This is a genomic window from Shewanella sp. 2_MG-2023, from assembly GCF_030548905.1.
Taxonomy (GTDB): domain Bacteria; phylum Pseudomonadota; class Gammaproteobacteria; order Enterobacterales; family Shewanellaceae; genus Shewanella; species Shewanella electrodiphila.
The window spans coordinates 111,546-134,836 of the sequence record NZ_JAUOSO010000010.1 but is presented as its reverse complement, the minus strand read 5'-3'; the positions used below and the strand labels follow the sequence as shown (position 1 = coordinate 134,836).

General features: G+C 41.9%; 18 protein-coding genes, 2 pseudogenes and 1 riboswitch. Of the genes and pseudogenes, 14 read left to right on the top strand and 6 right to left on the bottom strand.

Features of this window, described 5'->3' with window-relative positions; all coding sequences use genetic code 11:
• Window positions 1–62 precede the first annotated feature (62 nt).
• The 3 genes from gorA to Q4600_RS11780 form a co-directional block, all read right to left on the bottom strand.
• Complete coding sequence (gene gorA, locus Q4600_RS11790; RefSeq protein WP_303516355.1) at window positions 63–1,418, bottom strand: glutathione-disulfide reductase; 1,356 nt, start codon at window positions 1,416–1,418, stop codon at window positions 63–65.
• Window positions 1,419–1,689: 271 nt separating this feature from the next.
• Entirely contained in the window at window positions 1,690–2,202 is a 513-nt protein-coding gene (locus Q4600_RS11785) for a hypothetical protein (protein ID WP_303516357.1), read from the bottom strand.
• Window positions 2,203–2,323: 121 nt separating this feature from the next.
• Window positions 2,324–3,049 carry a hypothetical protein gene (locus tag Q4600_RS11780; RefSeq protein ID WP_303516358.1) on the bottom strand — a complete coding sequence of 242 codons (726 nt, stop codon included), beginning with the start codon at window positions 3,047–3,049 and terminating at the stop codon, window positions 2,324–2,326.
• Between the two features lie 322 nt (window positions 3,050–3,371).
• Here Q4600_RS11780 and prlC point away from each other — a divergent pair, with 322 nt between their 5' ends.
• From prlC to Q4600_RS11755, 5 genes are all read left to right on the top strand, one after another.
• Window positions 3,372–5,426: an oligopeptidase A gene (gene prlC / locus Q4600_RS11775; RefSeq protein ID WP_303516359.1), complete on the top strand. Its 2,055-nt coding sequence runs from the start codon at window positions 3,372–3,374 to the stop codon at window positions 5,424–5,426.
• A 262-nt stretch (window positions 5,427–5,688) separates the two neighbouring features.
• Complete coding sequence (locus tag Q4600_RS11770; protein ID WP_303516361.1) at window positions 5,689–6,360, top strand: flagellar brake protein; 672 nt, start codon at window positions 5,689–5,691, stop codon at window positions 6,358–6,360.
• Window positions 6,361–6,539: 179 nt separating this feature from the next.
• Entirely contained in the window at window positions 6,540–7,115 is a 576-nt protein-coding gene (locus Q4600_RS11765) for a DUF2975 domain-containing protein (protein WP_303516363.1), read from the top strand.
• Entirely contained in the window at window positions 7,115–7,324 is a 210-nt protein-coding gene (locus Q4600_RS11760; protein ID WP_102526987.1) for a helix-turn-helix transcriptional regulator, read from the top strand. Before Q4600_RS11765 ends, Q4600_RS11760 begins: the two co-directional genes overlap by 1 nt.
• Window positions 7,325–7,351: 27 nt before the next feature.
• Window positions 7,352–8,212 carry an alpha/beta hydrolase gene (locus Q4600_RS11755; RefSeq protein WP_303516366.1) on the top strand — a complete coding sequence of 287 codons (861 nt, stop codon included), beginning with the start codon at window positions 7,352–7,354 and terminating at the stop codon, window positions 8,210–8,212.
• A gap of 175 nt (window positions 8,213–8,387) precedes the next feature.
• Here the strand turns inward: Q4600_RS11755 and ribB are convergent, their stop codons facing one another.
• On the bottom strand, window positions 8,388–9,044 hold the full coding sequence (gene ribB / locus Q4600_RS11750; RefSeq protein WP_102526985.1) for a 3,4-dihydroxy-2-butanone-4-phosphate synthase: 657 nt from the start codon (window positions 9,042–9,044) through the stop codon (window positions 8,388–8,390).
• Window positions 9,045–9,189: 145 nt separating this feature from the next.
• Between ribB and Q4600_RS11745 the strand changes: the two are divergent.
• The 3 genes and pseudogenes from Q4600_RS11745 to Q4600_RS11735 all read left to right on the top strand — a co-directional run.
• Window positions 9,190–9,384, top strand: a pseudogene (locus Q4600_RS11745) (hypothetical protein); the annotation flags it as partial.
• A gap of 16 nt (window positions 9,385–9,400) precedes the next feature.
• Window positions 9,401–9,576: riboswitch (FMN riboswitch) on the bottom strand.
• A 238-nt stretch (window positions 9,577–9,814) separates the two neighbouring features.
• Window positions 9,815–10,369, top strand: a complete 555-nt coding sequence (locus Q4600_RS11740) for a thioesterase family protein (RefSeq protein WP_248956735.1) — start codon at window positions 9,815–9,817, stop codon at window positions 10,367–10,369.
• Between the two features lie 43 nt (window positions 10,370–10,412).
• Window positions 10,413–11,102: a DNA-3-methyladenine glycosylase I gene (locus tag Q4600_RS11735; protein ID WP_102527048.1), complete on the top strand. Its 690-nt coding sequence runs from the start codon at window positions 10,413–10,415 to the stop codon at window positions 11,100–11,102.
• A 6-nt stretch (window positions 11,103–11,108) separates the two neighbouring features.
• Here Q4600_RS11735 and Q4600_RS11730 read toward each other — a convergent pair whose 3' ends face one another.
• Window positions 11,109–11,729, bottom strand: a complete 621-nt coding sequence (locus Q4600_RS11730; protein WP_303516371.1) for a TetR/AcrR family transcriptional regulator — start codon at window positions 11,727–11,729, stop codon at window positions 11,109–11,111.
• A gap of 105 nt (window positions 11,730–11,834) precedes the next feature.
• On the opposite strand from Q4600_RS11730, the gene Q4600_RS11725 reads away from it, so the two are divergent.
• From Q4600_RS11725 to Q4600_RS11710, 4 genes are all read left to right on the top strand, one after another.
• Window positions 11,835–12,926 (top strand): MBL fold metallo-hydrolase, encoded by a 1,092-nt coding sequence (locus Q4600_RS11725; protein WP_303516373.1) that lies wholly within the window; start codon window positions 11,835–11,837, stop codon window positions 12,924–12,926.
• 378 nt (window positions 12,927–13,304) lie between these two features.
• Window positions 13,305–14,459 carry an efflux RND transporter periplasmic adaptor subunit gene (locus tag Q4600_RS11720; protein WP_229370571.1) on the top strand — a complete coding sequence of 385 codons (1,155 nt, stop codon included), beginning with the start codon at window positions 13,305–13,307 and terminating at the stop codon, window positions 14,457–14,459.
• A 9-nt stretch (window positions 14,460–14,468) separates the two neighbouring features.
• Window positions 14,469–17,621 (top strand): efflux RND transporter permease subunit, encoded by a 3,153-nt coding sequence (locus tag Q4600_RS11715; RefSeq protein WP_102526980.1) that lies wholly within the window; start codon window positions 14,469–14,471, stop codon window positions 17,619–17,621.
• Between the two features lie 190 nt (window positions 17,622–17,811).
• Window positions 17,812–18,282: a TlpA disulfide reductase family protein gene (locus Q4600_RS11710; RefSeq protein ID WP_102526979.1), complete on the top strand. Its 471-nt coding sequence runs from the start codon at window positions 17,812–17,814 to the stop codon at window positions 18,280–18,282.
• Window positions 18,283–18,337: 55 nt separating this feature from the next.
• Here the strand turns inward: Q4600_RS11710 and Q4600_RS11705 are convergent, their stop codons facing one another.
• A complete protein-coding gene (locus Q4600_RS11705) occupies window positions 18,338–19,969 on the bottom strand; it encodes an AbgT family transporter (RefSeq protein WP_303516375.1) in 1,632 nt (543 codons plus the stop codon).
• Between the two features lie 1,342 nt (window positions 19,970–21,311).
• Here Q4600_RS11705 and Q4600_RS11700 point away from each other — a divergent pair.
• Together Q4600_RS11700 and Q4600_RS11695 are read left to right on the top strand one after the other, a co-directional pair.
• Window positions 21,312–21,857: pseudogene (locus tag Q4600_RS11700) on the top strand (lytic transglycosylase domain-containing protein); the annotation flags it as partial.
• A gap of 8 nt (window positions 21,858–21,865) precedes the next feature.
• Window positions 21,866–23,248, top strand: a complete 1,383-nt coding sequence (locus Q4600_RS11695) for a M28 family peptidase (protein ID WP_303516378.1) — start codon at window positions 21,866–21,868, stop codon at window positions 23,246–23,248.
• The last annotated feature ends 43 nt before the right edge of the window (window positions 23,249–23,291 follow it).

Genomic DNA, 23,291 nt, shown 5'->3' with positions numbered 1-23,291 from the left:
TCAAGATGAAGAATGAGGTTGAAGTGCTATCGCACTCATTATCTCAATATTTATCTCAATCTTTATCGCATGGTGACAAATTCTTCAGCGCCGGTCGGGTGAATCGCGACAACAGCATCAAAGTCAGCTTTTGTTGCACCCATCTTCATCGCAACACCAAAGCCTTGGAGGATTTCATCCATGCCAAAACCAATACCATGAATACCGACAACCACTTCATTTTCGCCAGCACAGATTAACTTCATTTTACACGCTTCACGATGAGCGGTAATTGCGGTGTACATAGAGGTGAATCCAGAGGTATACACTTTAATGTTATCTTCGCCGAACTGTTCAGCCGCTTCTGGTTCAGTTAAGCCCATAGTGCCAATTGGTGGGTGACTGAATACGACTGTTGGGATTACGCTGTAATCCATTTTAGCGTTTGGCATATTGCCAAATAAACGCTCAGACAGTAGACGCCCAGCTTTAACCGCAACAGGAGTCAGCTCTACGCCGCCTTCCATAATATCACCGACACAGTAAATGCCTTTTGCAGTGGTATTTTGCTGCTCATCAGTGACAACATAACCTTTAGCGTTAAGCTTAACATCGGTGTTTTCTAGGCCGATGTTACCCGTTGAAGGTGAACGACCAATTGCCCAAATCAGCGTATCGACAGTGAGGCTTTCACCGTTTTCAAGCTCAAGAGTTAAGCTGTCGTCTGCATTTTTCACTACTGCTTTTGGAATGCTGTGAGTGTGCAGCGTTGGGCCATTGATTTCCATGGCTTCAACTAAAGTGTCAGTTAAAATTGGGTCAAAATTACGAAGTGGAGCATGCTTACGGACTAACAAATGGGTTTCGCTGCCTAGGGCATGCAATACACCAGCAAGCTCTACAGCAATGTAACCTGCACCAACTACAGCGACACGTTTAGGTTGTTCGCGTAGCGCGAAGAAACCGTCAGAGTCGATACCGTACTCTGCGCCTGGAATATTTGGGATCGTTGGCGCGCCGCCTGTGGCAATAAGAATATGATCGGCAGTGTAATGCTCGCCATCGACTTCAATAGTATTGCTATTGACGAATTTACCGTAACCGTTCAGTAGAGTGACCTTGTTACTTGCAAAGCCACGGCCGTACGCATCATGGATGCGGCTGATATAAGCTTCACGGTTATCGACTAAGGTATTCCAGTTAAAGTTATTAACGGTGACGTCAAAACCATAATCTTTAGCAAATAAATGCATTGCTTCGGCTACATGAGCGCCATACCACATGACTTTTTTCGGTACACAGCCCACGTTTACGCAAGTGCCGCCAACGTGCTTAGCTTCAATAACCAATACTTTTGCGCCACGCATAGCCGCGCGATTACCAGAAGCGATACCACCACTACCTGCACCTAGGCAGATATAGTCAAAATGTTGAGCCATGTTAACCCTCTCTATTTATTACTTCTGCCAAGCTATCAATTAATTACAGCCTGACTTTAATAAGTGTTTATTTGAGTTTGAATGATTTAATTGCAGCCATTGTAGGGGGGAATGCAATCACAAGCTAGTTTCAAAGACCGTAAAGTCGGGGAATTTATTGCAGCGAATTGCTGACACTCAGTTTAAGACAGAGTCACAATACAGATACAAACAATCATGACTTTGCAGTGAGTAAGACTGCAAAGCTCTGTGTTAAATGATGAGTTGATCATTAGCGGCGGTACTGACATTCAGCTTGTTGCCCTTGTGAAGGACCTTCGCCTTCACAATCCATGCATTGCCATTCTGTCTCACGATGTGACAATTCAGTTTGCAGGTATGCCGCCTGATCATGGTGTTTGAGTTGATTCGATAACTGCTTTATGCGGTTGCCAAGCCAGCGGCAACTCGGGTCATTAGCAGTTTTTCCTGAGCTGGCGCTCAGTTTTGTTGGTTCAGGTTTACCTGTAATTTGGGGCTTATTATAAGGGGCAATGGATTCATTTCGAAGCATATCTGTGGATGAAAAGTTTAGCGAGCCTTGTTCTGGTGGCAGCGAGATAGGCTGACCTTGATGGTCGAGCACCATGCCCATGGGGATTGGCTTTGGGGGCGTTGAACTTGTTTTGGTTTGCGTTCCTGTTTGCGTTTTAGCTTTAGTGAGTGTTGATAAGTCACTGGCTTGAGTGGCTGAGCTGAAAAAAGCACAGATAATGAGGCACAAGTATCCTTTTGAATATGTCATAAGCATTCCTTTGCTTGGTGAGTTTGCGCCTTGTTTGCAATGTAAAAACAAACAGGCTTAGGTCAGTGAGCTTAGAAGGCGATGCGTATTAATGCCAGTTTGAGGGAGAGGGTGATGGAAGTTAAAAGCGCCAAGTTAAATGAATGCCAGCGTAACTTTCATCTAAACTACCGCTAATGCCCTCAACTTTTGCTTGTTCTTTGATATCGTCCATAGCAATGGACTGACTAAAGTGAGCACTGACGGCGATATTGCTTGAGAGTTCATAACTTGCTTCAACGCCCATTTGGAAATGGTTAGCACCATTGTGTTCTTCAGTCGCATATTGAAAATCAAAGCCCTGAGTAATATATGGGGTTACTGTGAACTGCTCTGTCAATTGCCAAGGGCTATGTAAGCTGACCTCGACAAAATATCCTCCAGCTTCTGTTGCATAGGTATACGCAACTGATGGGATCAACCAGTCGACACCGGTGTAGGCTATGACGGCAAAGACTTCATTGTCTGAGCTGCGTTCATCACCATAAAACTCTAAACGTTGGTAACCTATTACTGTCTCAATATCTTCATGTAGGTGTAAAGCGTACTCAAGACCAAAATTCCATTCGATGTAATGTTCAGAGTCACCCCTGACCATAGTGGCATAAGTGGTTAAATCACCAGATGTCACCGCCGCTCCAGCTTGATATATGCCACCACTGTCTAAATTATTTCTACCTTCTGACACATACTTAGAATCCCAGCCCGCATTAAAAGCAAACTCAAGATCTTCTGCTTTAGCATGGGAAGAGCAAAGAGCGGTAATCGTCATGATTGATAAGAACAAAGGGGTTATGTTTACTTTCATATCAGTAACGTTTCTCAATAGTGTCAGTAGATGAGTCAAGAATACATCAACTTAACGGGCTAAAAATGATAATGAGTTAGATTTGCGATCAGCTTGTCAATAATTGATATGTAAATTATGAGTAAATGAATATGAATGATACATCACATTTTTTAAGGTTATTTTCAGGTAGAAGAAAAATTAGCCATGTTTATGCCAATCAATGCCATTTAAACAGAGGGCTAATTCTTACTTCAATAAAGAGCTAGACTTGAATTCAATCACTTGAGCCCTTATTAATGTGTAACAGGCAATTATTACCCTATTTCCCGAGGAATCACCTATGAGCAACCCATTGCTAGATAATCCTTTGCTTAAACAAAGCGAACTGCCGCAGTTTTCAGCCATTAAAGCAGAGCATATTCAGCCAGCTGTTGAGCAAGCGATTGCCGATTGTCGTAGTAAAATTGAACAAGTATTGGCAAGTACTGACCAATACACTTGGGAAAACTTGATTGAGCCACTTGAAGAAGTCGATGACCGCTTAAGTAAAATTTGGTCTCCAGTTTCACATATGAATTCAGTGACAAGTACAGATGAATGGCGCGAAGCACACGATGCTTGCTTACCATTATTGTCTGAGTACGGCACGTTCGTTGGTCAACATGAAGGTTTATACCAAGCGTATAAATCGATTCAAGAATCTGCAGATTTTGAAAAATTGACGACCCCGCAAAAAACCTTATTAACTCAAAGCTTACGTGACTTTGAATTGTCAGGCATTGGTTTGAATGATGAGCAAAAAGTACGTTATGGTGAGATTGTAAAACGCTTATCGGAATTAACTAGCAGCTTTTCAAACCAACTATTAGATGCGACAGAAGCATGGTCTAAATTGATCACTGATGAGGCAGCATTGGCTGGATTACCTGATTCAGCAATTGCTGCAGCAAAGGCAATGGCTGAGGATAAACAGCAGCAAGGTTGGTTATTCACGCTGGATTTCCCTTCCTATTTACCAGTAATGACTTACAGCGAAAACCGTGAGTTACGTGAAGAGTGCTACCGTGCTTTCGTTACTCGCGCATCAGACCAAGGCCCGAATGCGGGTGAGTTTGATAACAGTGCCAATATGGATGAGATTTTGGCTTTACGCCATGAGCTTGCGCAATTGCTTGGGTTCGATAGCTACGCAGATAAGTCTTTGGCAACTAAAATGGCCAACGACCCAAGCCAAGTTTTATCATTCTTAAATGAATTAGCATTACGTTCAAAAGAGCAAGGAAAGGCAGAACTCGCTGAACTGAAAGCCTTTGCTAAAGAGCACTTTGATGTCACTGAAATGGCTTCATGGGATTTAAGTTTTTATGCTGAAAAATTACAGCAGCACAAATATGAAGTCTCTCAAGAATTACTGCGTCCATATTTTCCTGAAGACAAAGTCTTATCAGGTTTGTTTTATACCGTGTCACGCTTATTCGGCTTGAGCATTGAAGAACAAAAAGACGTGGATACTTGGCATAACGATGTACGCTTCTTCCAGATTTATGATGCTGACAAGGTTCACCGTGGTAGCTTCTATTTAGATTTGTACGCCCGCAGCGGTAAACGTGGCGGCGCATGGATGGATGATTGTCGAGGCCGTCGTGTAACAAGTTCTGGTCTTCAAAAACCCGTTGCTTACTTAACGTGTAACTTTAATGGTCCAGTCGATGGTAAACCCGCGTTGTTTACCCATGATGAAGTCACCACTTTATTCCATGAATTTGGTCATGGTATTCACCATATGTTGACGCAAATTGAAGTCGGCGGTGTTGCTGGCATTAACGGCGTACCTTGGGATGCCGTTGAGCTACCAAGTCAGTTTATGGAAAACTGGTGTTGGCAAGAAGAGGCACTGGCTGAAATTTCTGGTCACTTTGAAACCGGCGAACAGTTACCAAAAGCCTTGTTAGATAAGATGCTAGCAGCAAAGAATTTCCAGTCAGGCATGATGATGTTGCGCCAGCTTGAATTCTCACTGTTTGATTTCAGAATGCATCATGAGTTTGATGCTGAAAAGGGCGCTGATATTCAAGGCATTTTGGATGAAGTACGTAGCCAGGTTGCGGTGAATGTACCTCCTGAGTTCAATCGTTTTCAACATGGTTTTGCACACATTTTTGCTGGTGGATATGCCGCAGGCTATTACAGTTACAAGTGGGCAGAAGTGCTGTCAGCTGATGCATTTTCTCGTTTTGAGGATGAAGGTATTTTTAATCCTGAAACGGGTAAAAGCTTCTTGAATAACATCCTAGAAATGGGCGGCAGTGAAGAACCAATGACTTTATTTGTGCGCTTTATGGGTCGTGAGCCTAATACAGATGCATTATTGCGTCACTCTGGGATCAATGCCTAAGTTGCATTTACTCTTATTTTACGTGTAAGCCATTTATACGTATTAAGAAATGCTAAAAATGAAGAGGCGCCCTAGGGTGCCTTTTATTATTTTTATTCCATCGCAGCTAGTTGGGTTGCAAAATAAACTTATTTTATCGTGAAAGTTACATTACTATGGCGGAAGCTAAGATATAAACAACGATAGAACTAATACTATCGAATAAATACTATCGAATAAATACTATCGAATAAATAATCGAATGATTTGAATGGACTCTATTTTGAACGAACAGCCATCACCAGAACAACAAATCTTTTTTAACCTATCGCCAGGGCGAACGGTTGATTTGCAGATTGATTTTCCTGTGAAATTTAGAACCAAAGCAACGTTAGTAGGTTATGAGTTAGGAAAGTACATCATCTTAAAACATCCCGCACCGCAGCAGATGAATAACTACAGCGATGTGTTTGTTGAAGGTAATGGCGTGGTGGTGCGCTACTTGTTAGAAGGCCAGCAGGGCGAGTGTTACGCATTCAAGTCAAACATCCGCAATATTACCAAATTACCTGAAAAACTGATCTTCCTTTCATATCCGAAGCAAATTGAGAATCGGCAATTACGTACTCACCAACGATATGTCACTCATTTGCCGGCCGCGATTCAAGCGAAAGACGAAAATGATGCCAGTCGTGGCACTCAATTAAAGGGCATTATTTCGGATATTTCGCCTAAAGGCTGTGGCTTTGTTTTTAAAACAGATAACCCTAACCTAAAAGTGAGTCAGAAGGACATCATAGTGATGATCCGCAATCCAAATGACGAAGGAATTAGCATTCCTGCCAAAGTTTGTAATAGCCGATTTGAAGACGGCAAGGTCAATGTAGGGATTAAGTTTGAAGAGAATGACCTGCAGATTAAAACCTTACTAAATCAACTTTATATTGATTTGTAACCCCCAACATGAATACCATTTCAATGAAAAAGCGACTGATTTCAGTCGCTTTTGCCATCGTGCTATCACCTTTAGTAAACCTTTAGACTGAATTGATTATCGTTTATCGATAACTTATTGCTGTTATATAACCAATCCGCTAGTTTGGGTTTAAATATTAGTTAGCCCTAAAGTGAATCATGGATAGAATTAATCGCTTAAGTAAATGGATTAAAGGATTGCTGCTGTTGCTCTCATTGATGCAATTAGGCAGTTATATTGCTGTGATGTTTAGTGGCGAATATCGCGATGGTGAATACGCAATGAGTATTAACTGGTGGGGATATTTCAGTAGTTTCTTAAGTGTCAGTTTTGAGTCTTCATGGCAAGCACTAGCAGAGAATTTATATTCGGCAGGATTACATCCTGGCATCATATTAGGCAGCGTTGAAATATTGCCTTATTTATTCATTTACTATTTCTTGTTCCAACTGTTTAGCCTTTATCAACAGGGTCAGGTATTCACTTCAGCTAATTTCCGCTGTTTAACTCGTATTGCTCAAGTCTTTTTAGTGTGGATTTTTGTCAGCCTTTTTTACCCCATGCTGGTGGCCTATTTCATTCATGTAACCGATCTCGCCGATGGGGTGCCGGGGTATTTTACATTAGGCAGTCAAGAACTCGAATATGCGTTATTTGGACTGATCTTTTACTGTATCGGCTGGGTTATGAAGCAAGCAGTAGAGTTGCAAGCAGAAGCGGAATTAACCATTTAATGGCCATCATTATTGAACTAGATGTCATGTTGGCAAAACGGAAAATGAAGTCAACGCAGTTGGCTGAACTTGTAGGTATTACCCCGCAAAATTTATCGGTATTACGCAGTGGCCGCGCTAAGGCTATTCGCTTTTCAACGCTGGACGCAATTTGTCATCACTTACAATGTTCGCCCGGCGATATTTTGGTGTATCAGGACGAAACGTAAGCATGTTTTTTTATTAAGGAAAATAGTATGCACAATTCAGTAAACAGAGTGTCTAGTGTCATTATTGCGGCAGCAGTTCTTATGACAACAGCCTGTACGGTTAGATTAAGTGAAGACACTTTCATTGCCAGCGATGATTCCGTCACCCCTTTTACCGCTGAGTTTACTCAGCAGTTACAACAAGTTATGCCTAACAATACCATTAACCCAATAAGCTTAGATGCCAGCGAGCAAGCCCGTTTACATGGCTTTTATATTGATAACCCTAATAGCAAAACCACCATTATGTTCTTTCAAGGTAATGGCATGAAAATCGAGCCTCATACCCTTAATACGCTAACAAGGTTATCGACATTAAATACTGACATTCTAATCGTTGATAGACGCGGACTCGGTGCGAGTGAAGGTCAGCCCAGAATTTACAACCTTGTTGCTGATGCACAACTGCAGCTAGATTACTTACATCAACAATATCAGCCAGACAACGTGATTATTCACGGCTATTCATTGGGTAGTTTTATTGCCGCAGATTTAGCAAAAAACAATAAGATTGCAGGATTGGTATTACAAGGTTCTGCAACAAATGCCGATGACTGGGTCGATGAAAAAACACCATGGTACATGTCACCTTTTATGAGCTTAGAAATGCCACAAGATTTCCGCAATATAGACAATGAACAAGTGGTGGCTAATCATTATCAAGGGCCGTTATTAGTTATTGCGGGTGAAAATGACGAAGAGGTGCCGCCAGAGTTATCTGAGAAACTCTTTGCTGCTAGTCAGTCTGCTCAAAAACAACTGATAATGGTGCCTAATGTGGGTCATCAAGGTATGTTAGATAGCAAAAAGACCTTGCAGCAATATCAGGCCTTTATAGCCGAGCTTTAAATATGTTGCTTGTGTATACGGAGCTTAATTTCTGATAAATCATATCGTCTGAAATAATAAAAAACGGTACAGCGTATTTACGCTATACCGTTTATTTTTATCTGCATTATGTTGCTTAAAGTTAATTCCGACCACCTTCTAAAGCAGGCCGATATCAAACTTAACTCGATTAAAGTTAAGCTAATTTAAGGTCATATTGCTGACGGTACATCACCATGTCTTCAATGGTGAGCACTGGCATATTGTGCTTTAAGCCAAAAGCGACAATTTCAGGCGCTTTTGCCATCGTGCCATCTTCGTTAGTAACTTCACACAATACGCCATAAGGCTGTAAACCTGCCATTTGCATTAAATCTACCGTGCCTTCGGTATGACCACGACGAGTGAGTACACCACCTGCGCGAGCGCGCAATGGGAATACATGTCCAGGTCTTGCTAAATCTGATGCTTTAGCATTTGCCGCAGTAGCCGTTTTGATTGTTGTCACGCGATCGGCTGCAGATACGCCGGTCGTGACGCCTTCTTTAGCTTCAATTGATACCGTAAAAGCGGTTTGATTAGCGCTATTGTTATCTGCAACCATTGGCGGTAATTCAAGTTTGCTCGCTTGTGCATCCGTTAAGCATAAACACACGATACCGCTGCATTCGCGGATCATTAATGCCATTTGCTGACTGGTAAGATGCTCAGCTGAATAGATAATATCGCCTTCGTTTTCTCGATCTTCATCATCGAGTAACAATACGCCATTACCTTGTCTTAAGGCAGCTAAGGCTTTTTCAACACGTTCTAGAGGATCGCCAAAAGGCGCAAGTAGTGATAGCTGATTCATGGTTAACTCCTAAAAAATACCAGAATCAGGGCTTTAAAGAGGGTTTTTACGCCAAACGAAATACACCAGTAAGCTAGGGTCTGTTGTTCTTTTCTGGTTAAGTTTTGTTCGAAATAAAAGCGTTTTAATCGAGGCGGATGAGTTGATGCCTAGTTATCTAAGCAAAATTCATCCAACAAAGAGTAAAACGCTTTTAGTCGAACCCCTTGGGCAGCGTTTGTTGGTCATTTTTACTGCGTTATCGACTTTTTATGTAGAATAACTACACTACAAAGTCTCTGCCTTGTATAAATGGCCAACAACTCGCTGCAAAAACAACCTTGAAAGATCAACAGACCCTGGGCTCACTGGTGTATTTCTATTCTCTCTCATCCGGACTATAACCGTCGGCTCTGGAATATGAAGCATTACACTTCAGTCACCAAATCTGCTGACCTCGAAAAATCGAGCGCTCGCGGGCTTAGCTAACTCTACATATAGGTAAAATAGCATCACCGCCGGTGGGGAATTTCGCCCCGCCCTGAGAATTAAAATAATCTGCTTAACGCCCTATGCATTAAACAGCGCCGTCATGGTAAGCCAAAATGTAGCGATAAAAAAGTGCTAATGCTCACAGAGATGGTAATTATTTATTCAACTCTGGCAGGTGAACTTTTCAGGGCTCAATTCGTAATAAGGTGTTCTATTTTATGATTTGTTAATTTAGGTGACGGACTTGATAGCTGGTATGACCTCTGATAGCCTGATGCGCTCAAAAGGAGTAGTAGTATATGAATTTATATTTCCGTCTAATATGGTTAATGTTTTGGCGTAATCGCAAAGCCAAAAAAATCAGCTTTTTAGATATCAGTCGTATTAGTTACCGTGCATTGCCACTTGATTGCGATATCAATATGCATTTAACCAACTCCCGCTATCCAGCGTTTATGGATCTCGCGCGTACCCATATGATTGCCGAAATGGGCATCATGAAAAAACTATTAAAGCTGAAATGGCTACCCATCGTGAATGCGTCGGAATTTACTTTTTTCCGCGACATTAAGCCGATGGAAAAGTTTGAGATTGAAACCAGAATTGTCAGCTGGGATGAAAAATACTTTTATATCGAGCAGCGCTTTGTCACTGCTAGAGGTTTGCACTGCATCATGCATGTTCGTGGTGTATTTGTGTGTAAGGGTAAACAAGTGCCTATTACTGAATTAGTGGCCGCGGCAGGTTATGAAGGCCCCACTCCTGAAATGCCACCTGAATTAGTTAAGTGGAAAGCGTTTTTACAGGTGAAGAAAGAACAAAATCAAGCGCCTAAATTGAGTTTAGCATCATAAAGTTTATGATAGGTATTTAGGCTCAACATTGACTGGAATGACTGTGGCAACATTAGAGAAGTTTAATGATATTTTTGATCGTGCAGCTGAGCGAAAAGGCGGTGCTAAATCGTTAGGCTTATTGATGCCACACACCTTAGAAGCCGACGAAATTGGACAGTTTTCTGATGCTCAGTTGTTATCAGCGATGAGCAAGCAAGTGTTTCAGAGTGGTTTTGTATGGCGGGTTGTTGAAAATAAATGGCCAGCGTACGAAAAAGCCTTCTTTGACTTTGAGCCTCTCAAAGTATTGATGTTGTCACCGGATCAAATCCAGCAACGAGCATCAGATGCGACACTCATTCGTCATCAAAAGAAAACCCAGTCGATTGTCGATAATGCCTATATGATCCAACAAATCGCTGCGGAACACGGTAGCTTTGCTGAGTTTATTGCTAACTGGCCTGAAGAGGATATTACTGGTCTGTGGCAAGCTCTAAAAAAGAAAGGTAGCCGTTTAGGCGGGAATACTGGGCCATACTTTTTACGCAATGTTGGTAAAGATACGTTTTTATTGACCAATGACGTACAGTCATACCTTAAAGCAACTCAGGTTGTTGATGCTGGATTTACGTCACAAACGGCTTTACGCCAAGCGCAAGCCGCTTTTAATCATTGGCAGCAAGAATCAGGCTTAAGCCTTGCACACATTAGTCGGATTATTTCGCTGAGTGTAGGTGATAACCGAGTTTAATTGGGTTTAACTGGTTTTCGTTTCATAGCGACATAAAAACATCAACGCGACTTCTGACGCTATTTCCTGCAGCTCTGCCTCAGTGAGTTGTTTTGAAAATTGCAGCACTTGAGGCCAAAAGCATGGTCCTTTAATCAGGCTGTGAATTTGCATTAAAGCAACATTCTCATCTTTTATCTCGAGTTTACCATCTGCCATTGCCGCTCTTATCCAGCGTAAAGTCGCCCCTTCCTGATTTTTAACTCGCATCAGTTCTTGGTTCATTTCTTGCGGACAATAGAAAAAGTGTCCCATTGCCATGCGCGTTAACTCGATATATTCATTACTGTTGATGAAGTTAATCTCAGTGAGTACTAAGTTCGTTAACTGCTGGTGTAGCGGAACATCAAGCTGATATTTAGCGACATTATGATTGATTGAACGTTCCCACAGATCAGCCATTAATGTCATGACAATGGCTTCTTTAGTTTCAAAATGATTGTAAACCGTGCGCTTAGATACTTTGGCGACTTCCGCTAATTTATCCATGCTTGTTGCTGCTACACCAAATTCAGTAAAGGTGATTTTGGCTGCTTCAATAATCGCGATGCGCTTTTTTTGGCTTAAGGTCATTTTTTCAGTGGTCATCGTTAGGTCTCAAATCATCTTCTGCGGGATATTCTACACTGAGCAGTTTACTTTTCAATATAAGTTTAATAAACTGCACCGTGTAGTTTACTTTTGGTGGTGTGAATGAAATATTTACTTGTCTTGATAGGGGTCGTAGTGATGGGGTTGTCAATTAAGTCATTTTTGGGTGCTGATAAAACAGAGACACCTAAATACCAAAATAGCGATATTCAGTACCAGTCAGGTTTAAGTGATATATGGAGTATTGCTAAAAGCTATATGACCACTAAAAGACTGCATCCAGTCCCAGAAGTAGACGTACCAGTCAAACCTATGACTGCTGTTAGTTTAAGTTTTTCTACAGAAGATGAAATTTTTAGACTTGGCCATTCCACCTTACTTATTCGCCTTGATGGTGAATATATCCTTTTAGATCCGGTGTTTAGTCAAAGGGCATCACCTGTTCAATGGGCGGGGCCAAAACGTTTTCATCAGTCTCCGATAAATATTGAACAATTACCCCCTATAAAGACGGTCATTATTAGTCATGACCATTATGATCATCTTGATAAAGCAGCTGTGATTGCACTTGAAGATAAGGTTGAGCATTTTGTGACGCCCCAAAAAGTTGGCGATCACTTAATTGAGTGGGGTATTGAACCAAGCAAAGTGACACAGTTAGCTTGGTGGGATGAGTTGACGTTAGGTGAGTTAACCTTAGTCGCCACACCAGCTCAGCATTTTTCTGGGCGCGGGCTATTTGATCGAGATGCGACTTTATGGGCGAGTTGGGTGATCCAAGGTCAGCAAAGTAAGCTATTTTTTAGTGGTGACGGTGGTTATTTTTCTGGTTTCAAGGAAATCGGTGAAAGATACGGACCATTTGATCTCACCATGATTGAAACTGGTGCCTATAATGAAATGTGGAGTGAGATCCATATGCTTCCTGAACAAAGTTTACAGGCGCACATTGATTTAAATGGCGAACTGTTTAATCAAAAAGCCATGTTACCAATTCATAATGGCACCTTTGATTTAGCATTACATGATTGGTTTGAACCATTGGAGCGTATTGTGGCATTAGGTGAAAAAGCCAATGTAAATGTGATTACTCCTGTGTTTGGTGAGGCGATTAGCTTGAAAGCGCCTACAGTTAAATCACGGTGGTGGCGTGAGATGCTTGCCAATGAAGAGTTGGTTTTGCAGTCACAGTAAATTTTTGTAAGAAAATAGGAAAATATCTGGTTTAACCTAAATTAAACCAAACAATATACTATTTCATATGCATTTATTTTAACGTTATGTTGTATATTGGTGTTTTTATAACCCGTTTCAATGTAACGTTTTTGTAACATAAAAGGGTTGTATTTTTTGTTGACACAAATTAGTTAACAAACCCGAAACAAGTCAGCTAAGTTTATTATTTGTTTACAATTTATAATATTTTAAATGGTTGTTGAGTTTATATGGGTGTGCGATAACAGTGCCCATCAAAAAGTAAGTAAATTAAAACGTTAGGAATATCGCTATTTAGCAACTGTTACGCAATGAAGCGAATGGTTACTGATGATGTCATTAGGAGTAAGAACAGTCATGCACAAAGCACTGAAAATAGCCTCAGTAATCACTGCGGCTTTATGGATTACCGCTTGTGGTCAAGCCGATAAGGCTCAAACCCAGCAAAAAGCACCTCCCGTTCCAGTTGGAGTGTTGAGTGTGACTGAGCAATCTCAAGCTATTCAAGTTGAGCTACCTGGTCGTAGTCGTGCTTTTTTAGAGGCTGAAGTACGTCCGCAGGTATCTGGCATTATCACTAATCGTGGTTTTGTTGAAGGCAAAGATGTTGAAGCCGGTCAATCACTGTATCAAATTGACTCAGCAACATATAAAGCTGCGTTAATCAGTGCAGAAGCTGACTTAGCAAGCGCCAATGCAGCTTTAGGTTCAGCAAAAGCAACGGCTGATCGTTATGCTGCACTTGTGCAAACCAATGCCATTAGTAAGCAAGACTTTGATGAAGCAGATGCCGCTTATAAAGAAGCGATTGCGAATGTGACAGTGGCCAAAGCTGCGATTAACACTGCCAACATTAACCTTGAATATACTGAAGTTAAAGCGCCTATTTCTGGCCGCATCGGTAAATCAAGTGTGACTCCTGGTGCATTGGTTACAGCTAACCAGTCAACGATTTTAGCTAAAATTCAGCAACTTGATCCAATCAATGTTGATATCGCTCAATCAAGTGCCCAGTTACTTCGTTTAAAAGCAAAGCTGAAAGCAGGTAAATTACAGCAAAGTGAAAATGCCGAAGTAAAGCTTATTCTTGAAGATGGCAGCACTTACGAGCAGATTGGTACGTTACAGTTTGCTGAAGTCAGTGTTGATGAAGCAACAGGTTCAGTGACCTTACGTGCTGAATTCCCTAACCCTGATGGTGTATTGCTGCCTGGTATGTATGTACGTGCGATTTTGAATGCTGGTCAAGATCCTAAAGCGATTTTAGTTCCGCAAAAAGCCATTTCACGTAATACCAAAGGCGAAGCAGTGGCGATGGTTGTTGGTGAAGGCAATAAAGTTGAAACGCGTGTTGTGACAACTGCTGAAGTGATTAATCACCAATGGCGTATCACTGAAGGTTTGAAAACTGGCGATAAATTGATTGTTGAAGGCTTACAAAAAATTCGCCACGGATCGGAAGTAACTCCACAAGTATTGTCAGCGACTAAAGCAACCACTGAAACTAAATAGGGTAACGTTATGGCTCGTTTCTTTATCGATCGCCCTATTTTTGCATGGGTGATTTCAATCTTAATCATGCTGGCAGGTGTCTTAGCAATTAAAGACCTTCCAGTTGCACAATACCCAAGTATTGCGCCACCAACCGTAGAGATTACTGCGTTTTATCCAGGTGCGTCTGCAAAGACCATGGAAGATACAGTAACTCAGGTTATTGAGCAGCGTATGACAGGTATTGACCATCTGCGCTACATTGCTTCTAGCAGTGACAGTTTCGGTAATGCGACTATTACCTTAACGTTTAATGCTGAAGCAGACCCTGATATTGCCCAAGTACAGGTGCAAAATAAGCTGCAAGCAGCGATGACTTTGTTACCTCAAGAAGTGCAGTCTCAAGGGGTTAACGTTGTTAAATCAAGTGCTGGCTTCTTGATGGTTGCAGCATTTGTATCTGAAGATGGCTCTTTAGAAAAAGGCGACATCGCGGATTATGTTGCTGCCAACATTCAAGATCCATTAAGCCGTGTACCTGGCGTAGGTGAAATCCAGTTATTTGGTGCCCAGTATGCAATGCGTATATGGCTAGACCCGCTTAAACTTACCCAATATAACCTGACCAGTATTGATGTCATGGCTGCGATTCAAGAGCAAAATGCTCAAGTTTCAGCGGGTCAATTAGGTGGTGCGCCATCGGTTGCAGGTCAAGAGTTAAATGCAACAGTAACAGCGCAAAGTCGTCTACAAACGCCTGAGCAATTCCGCGAGATTATTCTTAAGTCTGACCCATCAGGCGCGAATGTTTACCTGAATGATGTTGCTCGTGTTGAGCTAGGGTCTGAAAGTTATTCTGTTGAATCATTTTATAATGGTAAGCCTGCATCAGGTGTTGGTGTTCAGCTAGCAACTGGTGCTAACGCGCTAGATACTGCTAAGAATGTCCGTGAAAAGTTAGATGAATTAAAAACTTACTTCCCTGATAGTTTAGAAATTTACTATCCATATGACACGACACCATTCGTTGAGAAATCAATTGAGGGTGTTGTACATACGCTGATTGAAGCGGTTGTTTTAGTGTTCTTGATTATGTATCTGTTCCTGCAGAACTTCAGAGCAACGCTTATTCCGACGATTGCGGTTCCTGTTGTATTACTTGGTACTTTCGCGATTTTATCAGCGACAGGTTTCTCGATTAATACCTTGACCATGTTTGCAATGGTACTGGCTATCGGTCTACTGGTGGATGATGCCATCGTGGTGGTGGAAAACGTCGAGCGGGTCATGTCCGAAGAGGGGCTCAGTCCACTCGAAGCTACCCGAAAATCGATGGACCAGATCACCGGTGCACTAATTGGTATTGGTTTAACCTTATCGGCTGTATTTGTTCCAATGGCATTTATGTCAGGCTCAACGGGTGTTATTTACCGTCAGTTCTCGATTACGATTGTGTCAGCGATGGCATTATCAGTATTGATTGCAATGATCTTAACTCCAGCACTTTGTGCCACCATGCTTAAGCCTATTCCAAAAGGCCATACTCACACGAATAAAGGCTTCTTCGGTTGGTTTAACCGCAGCTTTGACAAGTTAACATCGCGTTATGAAGCCAGCGTTGCAGCAATCCTGAAACGTACCGTTCGCATGATGGGTGTATATCTTGTACTTGTGATTGCTACGGCATGGATATTCATGCGTATGCCAACGGCATTCTTGCCTGATGAAGACCAAGGTATCTTATTTACTCAAGCTATTTTGCCGACTAACTCGACGCAAGAAAGTACCATTAAAGTGCTTGAAGAAGTCAGTGACTATTACCTTAATGAAGAAGGCGATACCGTTAAATCTGTATTTAGCGTAGCTGGTTTCAGTTTTGCGGGTTCTGGTCAAAACATGGGTATTGCTTTCGTAGGTCTTGAAGACTGGGCCGAGCGTGGTGAAGGGCAAGATGTTCAATCATTGTCTAACCGTGCTATGGGTCGCTTCATGCAAATGAAAGAGGCATTGGTGTTTGCCTTTGTGCCGCCCGCGGTAATCGAATTAGGTACATCGAATGGTTTCGATATGTATCTGCAAGATCGCGGTGGTCAAGGACACGAGGCCTTAGTGGCAGCGCGTAACCAACTGCTGGGTATGGCAGCGCAAAATCCAAACCTTGTGGGGGTTCGTCCAAATGGACAAGAAGACGCCCCGATGTATGAAATCCATGTTGATCAAGCCAAAATCCGCGCTTTAGGTGTCGATATTGATAACGTCAACAGCGTACTGGCAACCGCTTATGGTGGTTCATACGTCAATGATTTCATCGACCGTGGCCGAGTGAAGAAAGTATACGTTCAAGGTGAAGCTGAATACCGTATGCAGCCTAGCGATTTAGATAGCTGGTATGTACGTAATTCAGAAGGTGAAATGGTACCTTTCTCAGCCTTTACCACAGGTACTTGGGAGTTTGGTTCACCTCAGTTACAACGTTTTAATGGTTTACCAGCAATCAATATTCAAGGTGCCACTATGCCTGGATACAGTACTGGTGACGCTATGAATGATTTCGAGGAAATGGTGAAGCAGTTACCACCAGGATTCGGCATTGAGTGGAACGGTCTATCTTATGAAGAAAGATTGTCAGGCAACCAAGCTCCTGCGTTATATGCCTTATCCATTTTGGTCGTATTCTTAGTACTTGCGGCGCTATATGAAAGTTGGTCAGTACCCTTTGCGGTTATCTTGGTAGTACCTTTAGGGGTTATCGGGGCATTATTAGCGATGAACGGTCGTGGATTACCGAACGATGTATTTTTCCAAGTAGGCCTACTGACGACAGTGGGGCTTGCGACCAAGAATGCGATCTTAATTGTAGAATTTGCTAAAGAATTCTACGACAAAGGCGCAGGATTGATTGAGGCAACATTGCATGCGGTTCGTGTACGTTTGCGTCCAATCTTGATGACATCATTAGCATTTGGTTTAGGTGTTGTTCCACTGGCAATCAGTACAGGTGTTGGTTCTGGTAGTAAGAATGCACTTGGTACTGGTGTACTAGGTGGCATGATGAGCTCAACCTTTATTGGTATCTTCTTAATCCCGCTGTTCTTCGTGGTGGTTGAGAGAATATTCAGTAAAAAAGAGCGTAAAGGCTATAAACCGCCTGAAGCTGAATCGGAAAGCACTGAGAAAAGTTAATCGTATTAACTGACTATCACTTAAAAAGCCTGCAATATGCAGGCTTTTTTATGCCCGAACATAAATTATAGTTAAGTCCAAATAGGCAATATACTGATCCTTATAGTGTCCGATAAACGTAACATGGTCATCAGTTTAGTTATAAGATACTGGCATTAATAAGGATGTGTGTTGGATGTAGGAGTGAACGATGAAAATGATAATCGGAATATTGCTGTTGATTGCGCCATTAATAGCATCAGCGGCGCCCTCATTAAATCATCTTGTGGAGGATGTAGAAGGTAATAAGGTTAGCTTGAGCGAGTTTAAAGGCAAAGTCGTTTATGTGGATTTTTGGTCATCTTGGTGTGGGCCATGTAGAAAATCATTTCCATGGATGAATCAAATGCATGAGCAATATCAGCAGCAAGGCTTAGCTGTTGTGGCGATTAATTTAGATGTTGAAGTCGAATTAGCCCAAGTATTTTTAGAACAGTTACCAGCACAATTTACGATTCGTTATGATCCCGAAAGTGAAGTCGCAAGACTATTTGGCTTAAAAGGGATGCCAAGTAGCTTTATCTTCAATCGCCAAGGAGAACTCGTGCAGCAACATACTGGGTTTAATTTGGAGCAGACTTCTCAATATGAACAAGAGCTAGTGAATTTACTGGAGCAATAAAAAAGCCAATGACAACTGATTGCTATCATTGGCTTTAAGGCATTTTCACTCTTTTCTATGGTGTGTAGTAAGTTGCAGCACCAGGGCCTACAGGGAAGCCAAGCACGAACACCCATAGGAAGAAGAACAGAGTCCAGCCAATAAAGAACACGATAGAGTATGGCAACATGGTAGCGATCAGTGTACCAATTCCTAGATTCTTCTTATAACGGCTTGCGACCGCAAGAATAAGTCCAAAGTAACTCATCATTGGGGTGATAAGGTTCGTTACCGAATCACCAATACGATACGCTGCCTGAATAGTTTCAGGGGCATAACCGACAAGCATCAGCATAGGCACAAAAATAGGTGCAGTCACCGCCCATTGTGCAGATGCACTGCCTAGCATTAAGTTAATAAAACCACATAGCATGATAAACAATACAAACACTAGTGGGCCTGTTAATCCTATGCTGCTCAATGCATCGGCGCCAGTAACCGCAAGCACTGCGCCTAAGTTTGTCCATTTAAAGAATGCGACAAATTGAGATGCAAAGAAAACCAACACAATGTACATACCCATGGTGCTCATGCTGTGAGACATGGCATTAATGATATCAGTGTCTTTTTTCATGCTGCCGACCACTTTACCGTAAACTAAGCCTGGAATAGCAAAGCCGATAAAGATGAATGCAACAATCCCTTTCAGAAATGGTGAACCTGCGACTAACCCTGTTTCAGGGTTACGAAGTGCGCCCCATTCTGGAACAATGGTTAAAGCAAGTAAGCCAGATAGGACTAATACAGAAAAACCTGCCATTTTTAGCGCATGTTTTTCTTCTGCTGTCACCACATCCATTTTTTGTTCTGATAAATCGTCAGCGGCTTCAGCTACGTCATATTTCCCCAGTTTAGGCTCAACGATTTTTTCAGTGACTAATGCGCCTAACCCGGTGATTAAAAAGGTGGAAACGAACATGAAGTACCAATTCACTTCTGGTCCAACAATGTACTCAGGATCAATCATCTGAGCGGCCGCTTCGGTAATACCTGAAAGCAGTGGATCGACGGTTCCTAACAATAAGTTGGCACTATAACCGCCCGATACCCCTGCAAAGGCAGCAGCAAGACCGGCTAATGGATGGCGACCAAGGGAGTGAAATATCATCGCAGCCATTGGGATAAGCACGACGTAACCTAACTCTGAGGCTGTGTTAGACACAATACCCGCAAACACAATCGTGAGTGTCACAAGACGCTTAGAAGCGCCCATCACTAACAAACGCATAGCGGCTGAAAGTAGTCCTGAGCGTTCGGCAATCCCTACACCTAGTAAGGCAACAAGTACGGTACCTAGTGGCGTGAAGCCAGTAAAGTTAGTGACGAGGTTTGAGACAATCATTCTCAAGCCTTCAGCATTCATTAAGCTGACGACATGGATCAGTCCATCTTCGCTTCGGCCTGAACTACCAATGGGTCTAGGGTCTGCGACCGTGAGCTCGAAATAACCTGCAATACCGCTCATAGCGATAACGGCTAAACAGAACATGGCAAATAAGGTAATTGGGTGAGGTAACAGGTTACCTAAACGCTCAACAATATTAAGAAATTTTACAAAAGCACCACTAGAAGCAATATCTTGAGGTGTCTGATTATTTGGCGGCGCGCCATTACCGGTTGGGCTCGTATTTGATGGAGGTGTGGTCATGATCTTCCCTTTAGCTTGGCTTAATTATTATGTGTTTGAGATTTTGCCAAGTTACAGCCTAGCGTATTTATTTTAAATTAAGCTTAAATTAACGATGAAAAAGTTGATAAAAATAACTTAACAACCATTATTCATTGAAGTTAACTTTATCACAACTCAACCAAGATAAAACAGCCTCTATCGTGATGATTTATTTGTAAGCTGGTATAAAAAACACCCAGGGCAGTTTGTCGTTATGGTGCTGTTATTTAACGGTAAAATTTAGTTCGTGGGTGATTTGTTCATTATTTAGTTGTATATAAAGCAATTCATTGACTGTTAATTGTAAAGTTGCTTTTTTTACTGGTTTAACCCCTTCTTTTTATCCGGTTTTTGAATGGATTGTAAAAAAGTGCGCAATAAAAAAACACTGCTTGTTACGCTATTAAAGGTGAACTTTGGTTCAAAGTATGACTATTATGAACAATAACAATAGGTGAACTGAGCTCGGTATTACCTTGAATAATAAAGAAATAGAGCTTCATAAGCTTGAGCATTAGGATTTTACAGTTTAAACATAATGAGAAAAATACAGTTTTTAATCAAAAGCTTAAGCATGTTTATTGCAGTATTAACTGTCATGACCAACCCTGTGCTGGCGAATGATAGCGCTACGTCAGACTCTACAACGCCTAAAACAAAACTCAGTATGAAACCCGTTGCAGTTAATTTAGAGCGCAAACAGCAGCAAAAGGCTTTGCTAACCTTATCACCAACTACTGCAGTAGTTGGTGATATTAACTTCACCGATTCGCCTGAAGAAAATACACTAAAAGAATCTAAGCCAACTCTGACATCTCAGTCATCTAAACCAACTAAGCCATCTAAACCAACTAAGCAATATCACTATGTTGAAACAGTTAAGCCGCAAAAGCAGTTTTCGCAATCAGTGACAGAATACATCAAACCCAACAAAGTGGCTCAAGTACAGCCAGAGCCTGTAAAGCAAACTAAATCACAGCAAGTGCTATTAGCGCCGATAGTGGTGTTACCAACGCAAAGTTCATCTACAAAGGATGTTGAAAGTCGATTGCAGTTAAAGCCGAAAAAGCAGCAAGTGCTTCATCCTTCTGTTGTTGCACTAGCAAGTGAATCACCAAAACCCATGTTGGTGTTACAACCTAAAGTAATCGAAGCGCCAATTCTTGAAACGAAAGTTATTGAAACTAAAGTTATTGAAACTAAAGGTGTTCAACTTTCTCCGGCAACATCAGTGGTTTCTAAGCCTAAAAAAACTTGGGTTAAACCCAATAAAACGGCCTCTTTTTCTACAACAAATTTATCTCAAGGTAAAACCAAAGCGAAGCGTAAAATTTATCAATATGAGCAAGGTGGTATTACAACGTTTTCAAACATAGTGCCTGACTCTGTAGACTTTGAAGTGCTGCTTTATGATTGTTTTGCGTGTCAGGTCAACTCCCAGGTCGATTGGCATAGCATTCCATTATTTACTTTTAAACATGCCGACTTTGTTACCGATGCCGCTGAGCAGTTTCAATTAGATCCTGCGTTAATTCGTGCGGTCATTCATGCTGAGTCAGCCTTTAATGCCAAAGCTCGCTCAAAAGTGGGGGCTATTGGCCTAATGCAATTAATGCCTGCGACAGCAAAAGAATTAGGTGTTAGTGATGCCTTTGATATCAAACAAAATATTTGGGGCGGCAGTCAATATTTAGCTTACTTACTCAACCGGTTTGATAATGATATTGATCTTGCTTGTGCCGCCTATAACGCCGGCCCAACAACTGTGACTAAATATCAAGGCATACCGCCTTATCCTGAAACACAAGCCTATGTAGAGCGAGTCAAAATATTACTAAAACGCTATCGCGCTGCACTACAAAGTTAGAGGATGTTATGAACCAAAAAACATTAATAAAAACCTTCACGTCTGCAGTCGGATTAACGTCGTTAATCAGCTTAAGCGCTGCAGCAACACCTGCACCTTCACAAGAAGATCTGCGTTTATACGATATTGCCAGCGCGCCACAAGCGAGCCGCTTACATGATGATGTGGCTAAGCTGGTGAGTTTTGGCACACGTCATACTTTGTCTGAAACTCAGTCAGATAGCCGTGGGATTGGCGCGGCAAGACGCTGGATTAAGGACGAGTTTGAGCGTATTTCTGCTGATTGTGGCGGCTGCCTTGAAGTGGTGATGGTAGGAGAAACCGTTAACGGTAAACGTATTCCTGAACCCACTGAGGTGGTCAATGTATTTGCAATACAAAGAGGTAAAACAGATCCCAATCGTGTAGTGATGATGAGTGGTGATATTGACTCTCGGGTTACCGACCCGATGGACTTTACTTCAGATTCACCAGGTGCGAACGATAATGCCTCGGGCGTGGCAGGTGCGTTAGAAGCTGCGCGCGTATTATCGCAATACCAATTTAATGGCACGATTGTTTATGCAGCGCTTTCAGGAGAAGAACAAGGCTTATATGGCGGCGATGTACTAATTAATTATGCTAATAAGCATGATTGGCAGGTTCAAGCTGTGTTGAATAACGACATGATAGGCAATATTGCTGGCATAAATGGCGTTATCAATAATTCAACCGTTAGAGTGTTTTCTGAAGGTGTGCGTATTGCTGAAACCAAAGAAGAAGCGAAAGAGCGTTATTTTAGTGGTGGCGAAAATGATTCAGCATCGCGTAATTTAGCTCGTAACATTAAATCCTTAGCAGATCAGTACATGACCAACTTAGATGTAATGCTGGTTTATCGTCTAGATCGTTTTGGCCGTGGTGGACACCATTTGCCCTTTAACAAAGCGGGTTTACCAGCGGTTCGAGTGATGGAAACCAATGAACATTACGACCGTCAACACCAAGACTTACGCACTGAAAATGGCATTGAATACGGCGATGTGATTGAAGGAGTCGATTTTGACTTTAATGCTAAGTTAACAGCATTAAATGCGATCAGTTTGGCTTCAATGGCATGGGCGCCTGCGCCGCCAACGGGGGTGAAGATTGAAGGCATTATGCAGCCAAACACTAAAATACAGTGGGATGCCAGTAAAGATAAAGCTGTGGTGGGCTATCGTGTTTATTGGCGCTTAACCACAGAATCAGAATGGACTCATAGCCGTTTTGTTGGCAATGTGAGTGAATTTATACTAAAGAATATGGTCATAGATAATTATCTTTATGGCGTAGCTTCCGTGGGTAGAGATGGCAACACTAGCCCTGTGGTATTTCCTGGAGCGGCTGGGGCATTTTTTAAAGTGATTTAATGATTAAGATTAAGGGCTAATTTTAATTTTAAGTTTAAGGGTT

Excerpts from the sequence above, each read along its gene's own strand:
- Q4600_RS11785 (WP_303516357.1), bottom strand. The coding sequence starts at position 2,202 with ATGACATATTCAAAAGGATACTTGTGCCTCATTATCTGTGCTTTTTTC.
- prlC (WP_303516359.1), top strand. The coding sequence starts at position 3,372 with ATGAGCAACCCATTGCTAGATAATCCTTTGCTTAAACAAAGCGAACTG.
- Q4600_RS11780 (WP_303516358.1), bottom strand. The coding sequence starts at position 3,049 with ATGAAAGTAAACATAACCCCTTTGTTCTTATCAATCATGACGATTACC.
- Q4600_RS11720 (WP_229370571.1), top strand. The coding sequence starts at position 13,305 with ATGCACAAAGCACTGAAAATAGCCTCAGTAATCACTGCGGCTTTATGG.
- Q4600_RS11755 (WP_303516366.1), top strand. The coding sequence starts at position 7,352 with ATGCACAATTCAGTAAACAGAGTGTCTAGTGTCATTATTGCGGCAGCA.
- ribB (WP_102526985.1), bottom strand. The coding sequence starts at position 9,044 with ATGAATCAGCTATCACTACTTGCGCCTTTTGGCGATCCTCTAGAACGT.
- Q4600_RS11695 (WP_303516378.1), top strand. The coding sequence starts at position 21,866 with ATGAACCAAAAAACATTAATAAAAACCTTCACGTCTGCAGTCGGATTA.
- Q4600_RS11765 (WP_303516363.1), top strand. The coding sequence starts at position 6,540 with ATGGATAGAATTAATCGCTTAAGTAAATGGATTAAAGGATTGCTGCTG.
- Q4600_RS11760 (WP_102526987.1), top strand. The coding sequence starts at position 7,115 with ATGGCCATCATTATTGAACTAGATGTCATGTTGGCAAAACGGAAAATG.
- Q4600_RS11725 (WP_303516373.1), top strand. The coding sequence starts at position 11,835 with ATGAAATATTTACTTGTCTTGATAGGGGTCGTAGTGATGGGGTTGTCA.
- Q4600_RS11715 (WP_102526980.1), top strand. The coding sequence starts at position 14,469 with ATGGCTCGTTTCTTTATCGATCGCCCTATTTTTGCATGGGTGATTTCA.
- Q4600_RS11740 (WP_248956735.1), top strand. The coding sequence starts at position 9,815 with ATGAATTTATATTTCCGTCTAATATGGTTAATGTTTTGGCGTAATCGC.
- Q4600_RS11730 (WP_303516371.1), bottom strand. The coding sequence starts at position 11,729 with ATGACCACTGAAAAAATGACCTTAAGCCAAAAAAAGCGCATCGCGATT.
- Q4600_RS11705 (WP_303516375.1), bottom strand. The coding sequence starts at position 19,969 with ATGACCACACCTCCATCAAATACGAGCCCAACCGGTAATGGCGCGCCG.
- Q4600_RS11710 (WP_102526979.1), top strand. The coding sequence starts at position 17,812 with ATGAAAATGATAATCGGAATATTGCTGTTGATTGCGCCATTAATAGCA.
- gorA (WP_303516355.1), bottom strand. The coding sequence starts at position 1,418 with ATGGCTCAACATTTTGACTATATCTGCCTAGGTGCAGGTAGTGGTGGT.